Annotated in this window: 2 protein-coding genes; both read right to left on the bottom strand. The window is 74.5% G+C overall.

The features are described 5' to 3' along the window. Positions 1-104: 104 nt before the first annotated feature. On the bottom strand, positions 105-1637 hold the full coding sequence (locus BZY54_RS26840; RefSeq protein WP_086727902.1) for an AMP-binding protein: 1533 nt from the start codon (positions 1635-1637) through the stop codon (positions 105-107). 125 nt (positions 1638-1762) lie between these two features. Continuing rightward, complete coding sequence (locus tag BZY54_RS26835; RefSeq protein ID WP_425276316.1) at positions 1763-5743, bottom strand: SDR family NAD(P)-dependent oxidoreductase; 3981 nt, start codon at positions 5741-5743, stop codon at positions 1763-1765. Between the last annotated feature and the right edge of the window lie 3 nt (positions 5744-5746).

Genomic DNA, 5746 nt, shown 5'->3' with positions numbered 1-5746 from the left:
GTGTGGGGGAATCAGGTGGGTTGACGGGGTGGGTCAGGCATCGGTCAGGGGTGGTCGGGGCGGAATCAGGGGTCGGTAGGGGTGATCGGCGACCGCTGAAGGGATCAGGCGGCCGGGTCCAGGCGGGCCAGGAGGGTCCTGCGGTCGGTCTTGCCGTTGGGTGTCAGCGGCAGACCGGGGAGCAGGTGCACCCGCCGGGGCACCATGTATGCGGGCAGGGTCTGCTTGCAGAACGCGGTGAGCGCGCTCGCGTCGGGGGCGGCGCCCCGGGCGGGCACCACGAACGCGTTGAGTTCGAGGTCGTCCCCGCGGAGGGGGCGTACGACGACGGCGGCGGCGTCCACGCCGGGGAACTCCAGCAGGCGCCGCTCGATCTCGCCGAGTTCGACACGGTTGCCGCGGATCTTCACCTGGAGGTCGGCCCGGCCGGCGAAGTACAGCTCGCCGTGCTCCCCGCGGCAGGCCAGGTCACCGGACTTGTACACGTTCTGCCCGGACTCGGGGCAGAACGGGTCGGGCACCAGGGCCGCCCGGGTCGCCTCCGGGTCGTCCCAGTAGCCGTTGAACAGCGACGGGCCGCGCAGATGGATCTCGCCGACCACGCCGGGCTCGGTCACGGGCCGGCCGTCGTCGCCGATCAGCAGGATCTCCGCGCCGGGGTAGGCGAAGCCGATGGAGAGCCGGTCCGTGCCCTGCGGGAGGGGGTTGGGCACGTCGGTGAGCGAGAACGCCATCGTCTCGGTCGGGCCGAAGCAGTTCACGACCCGCAGGCCGGGCAGCAGTTCCTGCAGGCGGCGCAGCTCGGGGATCGGGAACGCCTCACCGGAGAACAGCACGCCGCGCACCTGGCCGGCCAGGGCCGCGAGCCCCTCGGCCTCGTGCCGCAGCACGGACCGCCAGATCGAGGGGACCCCGTCGACCTGGGTGGCGCCGGTGTCGGCCAGGAACCGCAGCAGCCGGCGCGGCCAGTGCAGCATCTCGCGCGGTACGGGGATCAGCATCGCCCCGCTGCCCAGCGCCAGCCCGATGTCCAGCAGCGCGAAGTCGAACTGCAGCGGCGACGTGGTCGCCACCCGGTCCCCGGGGCCGGCGATGCCACGCGCCAGCACGCCGCGGTAGAAGGACAGCACGCCGCGGTGACTCATCACCACGCCCTTGGGCCGCCCCGTGGTACCGGAGGTGAAGATCATGTACGCCGGGTCGGTGGTGACCGCCTCGTGGCGCAGGCGGGTCCGGGCCGCGGGGACGCGCTCGACGGTGACCCCCGCCGGGCCGAAGCGCGCCGTGCCGATCCCCGCGGGTATCCCCTCGCGCCGCCCCTGCTCGGTCTGCACGTGCAGCGCGGGCCGCGCCGAGTCGATGACGGCGTGCAGGCGGGGATCGGGGACCTCGGGACTGACCGGGACGAAGGCCAGCCCGAGCGTGGAGCAGGCGAGCAGCATCGCCACCGCCGAGGCCGAGTTGTCCGACTCCAGGATCACCCGGTCGCCGATGTCCAGCCCGAGCCCGTCCAGGGTCACCGCGTAGTCGTGGACGCGGCGCTCCAGTTGACGGTACGTCAGCACTCGGAAGCCGCCGTTCTCGTCCTGCTCCAGGACGGCCGGGGACTCGGGTGCGGTCCGGGCCGACGCCAGCATGAACTCGTGGATCCGCTGGGCGGGTTGCGGGGGGACCGGCTGGGCCGCGCCGTGCCGGGCGGCCGTGCCGGTCCCCGCGTCGACGTCCGTATCGATGTCGATGCCCTCAATGCTCGTGTCGATGCTCACGAGAGTTCCACCTCTGCTCGGGGGGCCGTGCGGCCCGTCAGCCAGTCGTCGACCACCGGAGCCGTGGTGTCCACGTGCTGCTCGACGATCGTGAAGTGGGTGCCGGGCACCGTGACCACGGTGTCCGCACCCTCCCAGTCGGCCTGCCAGTCGCCGTCCGGGGTGACCGACTCCTCGTCCCCCAGCCGGAAGAGGTCACCGGCCCGTACGAACAGCACCGGTGCCTCGATGTCCTCCTGCCGGAACTGCGGCAGGAGTTCCACGTACCGGCCCATCGCGGAGAGCTCGGCGCTGCTGAACGCACCCAGGGTGGACGCCTTGTCCGGCACCGCGAACGCCATCTGGTTGAAGATCGCGTCATTGGCCGCGCCCATCCGGTAGGTGTCCATCAGGACCAGACCGGCCGGTCGCACCCCGTGCACCCGCTCCAGCCGGGCCACCGTGGCATGCGCCAGCAGACCGCCCGAGGAGAAGCCGAGCAGTGCGAACGGCCGGCCCTCGGCGGCCTCCAGCACGGCCGCCGCCAGTACGTCCACGGCCGCCTCGAAGGACTCCGGCAGCGCCTCGCCCCGCCCGAAGCCGGGCGTGGGGATGCCCAGCACCGGGACCGACAGCCGCGCCGCGAGCCGGGCGTGCTGGTGCACCCCGCCCGCCACGGTGGGCGTGCTCAGGCAGATCAGCCGCGGTCCCGCGTCGCTCCCGCCGCCGCGGCGCCCGTACGACACCGCCTGTGGCAGGACGTCGAGGTCGGCGGCCGAGGCGAATGCCGGCCGCAGCGCGGCGACCGACCGCAGCATGGCGAGGCCCGGCTGGAGGTTCCCGGACAGGATCGCGTCGAGGAACAGCCCGTACAGCGTGTCGCCCAGCGCGTCGTCCGCCCCGCCGGAACCCTCGGGCCCCGCCGCGGGCCGTTCGCCGTCCGGTTCCTGGGCCGCGTCCCGCAGACGGGCCGCGACGAGCCTGGCGAACTCCACCGGGTTGCCGGTGTCGAACACCACCATCGCCGGCAGTGTCAGTCCGGTCGCCGCGTTCAGCCGGTTGCGCAGCTCCACCGCCGTCAGCGAGTCGAACCCGCACTCCAGGAAGCCCTCCTGCGGGTCCAGCGCGCCGGAGTCGCCGTACCCCAGCACCTCGGCGGCATGTGCCAGCACCTCCTGAAGCACGGCCTGCTCCCGCTCCGCCTCGCCGAGCCCCCGCACCCGGGCGCGCAGCGCCCCGGCCTCGGCGGGCCCGGCGGCGGCGGTGCGCCGCCGGGCGGCAGGCGCCAGGCCGCGCAGCAGTGCGGGCACCTCGTCGGTGCGGGCGCGCAGCGCGGCCGGATCGACCCGCAGCGGCACCAGCGACGCCGTCTCGGACGCCACCGCCGCGTCGAAGAGCCACAGGCCCTCCTCCTCGGACAGCGCAGGGGTGCCGGTGCGCCTCATCCGCTGAAGGTCCGTCTCGCTCAGCCACTGGCTCAGCCCCGTCGCCGTGTCCCACAGGCCGAACGCCATGGACGTGGCGGGCAGGCCGAGCGAACGCCGGTGCTGCGCCAGCGCGTCGAGGAACACGTTGGCCGCCGCGTAGTTGCCCTGACCGGCCGCCATCACCAGTCCGCCGGCCGAGGAGAACAGCGCGAACACCGTCAGGCCGAGGTTCTCGGTCAGCTCGTGCAGATGCCAGGCCGCGTCCGCCTTCGCGGCGAGCACCATGTCCACTTGCTCCGGGGTGAGCGAGTCCACCAGTCCGTTGTGTGCGACGCCGGCGGCGTGCACCACACCGCGCAGCGGGTGCTCGGCACCGACACCGGCGATCAGCCGGGCCACCGCGTCCCGGTCGGAGACGTCACAGGCGACGATCTCCACCCGTGCGCCCAGCCCGGCCAGTTCGTCCCTCAGTCCCGCCGCGCCGGGCGCGTCCGGGCCACGGCGACTGGTCAGCAGCAGGTGCCGGACGCCGTGCTCGGCGACCAGTCGCCGGGCGACCAGCGCGCCCAGACCACCGGTGCCGCCGGTGACGAGCACCGTGCCCTCCGGATCCCACGGCGCGTCCCCGCCGGCCGCGGCCGACCGGACCAGCCGCGGGGCCAGCACCGTCTCGCCGCGGACCGCCAGCTCCGGCTCGCCGGAGGCGACGGCGGCCGCGATCGCGCGCGACGACACGTCGTCCCGGGGATCGCCCGCGACATCCAGCAGCACGAACCGGCCGGGGTTCTCGGCCTGCGCCGCGCGCACCAGACCCCACACGGGAGCCTGCCGTACGTCGACGTCCTCGCCGTCCGCCACCGCCATCGCGTTGCGCGTCACCAGCACCAGCCGCGAGGTGGCGAACCGCTCGTCGGCCAACCACCGCCGCACGGCGGCCAGCGCCGCGCCGACGGCCTCCCGGACACCGCGCACGACATCGTCCCCGGAGCCGGACGCCGTGTCGGCGCCCGAGCCGAACCCGGAATCAAGCCCGCTCACCGGCAGCAGCACACTGTCCGGCACCTCGGCCGCGAGCGCGTCCAGCCCGGACGCCACCGCCATGCCCGGCGACCGAAGGCCCGGCCCGGCGATCGCCCACGATCCCGGCGCGGCACCCGCCGCGACCGGCTGCCATTCCACGGCCAGCAGCGCATCACGGAACCCGCCACCGGCCAACTGCTCGGGCGCGACCGGCCGCAGCGACAGCGCACCCACCGTCGCCACGGGTGCTCCCGCCGCATCGGCCAGATCGAGCCGGACCGCGTTGCGCTGCCCCTCGGCCGGCGACAGCCGCACCCGCACCGCCGGGGCGCCCTCGGCGTGCAGCCGCACCTGCGCCCAGGAGAACGGCAGCAGTGCCTGCCCCTCGTCCTCGTCGGCGCCCAGACCACCGAAGCCCAGCGCGTGCAGCGACGCGTCGAGCAGCGCCGGGTGCAGCCCGTACTCGGCCGCCTCCGCCTGCGCCCGCTCCGGCAGCGCGACCTCCGCGAACAGTTCACCGCCGCGCCGCCAGGCCGCCGACACCCCCTGGAACACCGGGCCATAACCGAACCCACGGTCCGCCAGGAGGCCGTACAGCCCCTCCGCGTCCAGCGGCTCGGCCCCGGCGGGCGGCCACTGGGCGAGGTCGGCGGGGGCGTCGGCCGTGCCGACGCCGAGCACACCGTCGGCGTGCCGGGTCCACGGCTCGTCGGGCCGCTGCTCGGGCCGCGAGTACACCCGCACGGTCCGCCGCGCCCGCTCGTCCGGCTCACCCACCACGACCTGGAGGGCGACGCCGCCGCGCTCGGGCAGCACCAGCGGCGCCTGGAGCATCAGCTCCTCCAGCACCGGGCACCCCACCCGGTCGCCCGCCTGTACGGCCAGCTCGACGAACCCGGTGCCGGGCAGCAGAATCCCGCCGTGCACCGCATGGTCGGCGAGCCACGGCTGCCCCTCGAGCGACAACCGCGCGGTGAAGGTCACCGCGTCGGAGTCCGGTGCGGGCACCACCGCGGCGAGCAGCGGATGCGTCACCGCCAGCTGGCCGACGGCGGTCGCGTCCCCGGTGGGCCGGGCCGGCTCCACCCAGTAGCGCCTGCGCTGGAAGGGGTAGGTGGGCAGGTCGACGCGGCGGGCGCCGGTGCCCGCGAAGTAGGCGCTCCAGTCGACGTCCAGGCCGGAGACGTGAAGCTGGGCGAGGGCCGTGAGCAGGGTCTCGGCCTCGGAGCGGTCCTTTCGCAGGGCCGGTGCCAGCACCGTGTCGTCCGCTTCCAGCGTCTGCTGCGCCAGCCCGGCGAGAATCCCGTCGGGGCCCAGCTCCAGGAACGTACGAACACCGGACTCCTCGACCGTCCGTATGGCGTCGGAGAAACGGACGGCGGCACGGACCTGGTTCACCCAGTACTCCGGAGACTGCCAACCGGTCGCCGACTCGCCGGTGACCGTGGAAATGACGGACGTCTTCGGCTCCTGGAACGTCAACTCGGCTGCCACAGCAGCGAAGTCGGCGAGCATCGGCTCCATCAACGGACTGTGGAACGCATGCGACACCGA

The sequence above is a fragment of the Streptomyces carpinensis genome, assembly GCF_002154505.1.
Taxonomy (GTDB): Bacteria; Actinomycetota; Actinomycetes; order Streptomycetales; family Streptomycetaceae; genus Streptomyces; species Streptomyces carpinensis.
This window is presented reverse-complemented; position numbering and strand designations above follow the sequence as displayed.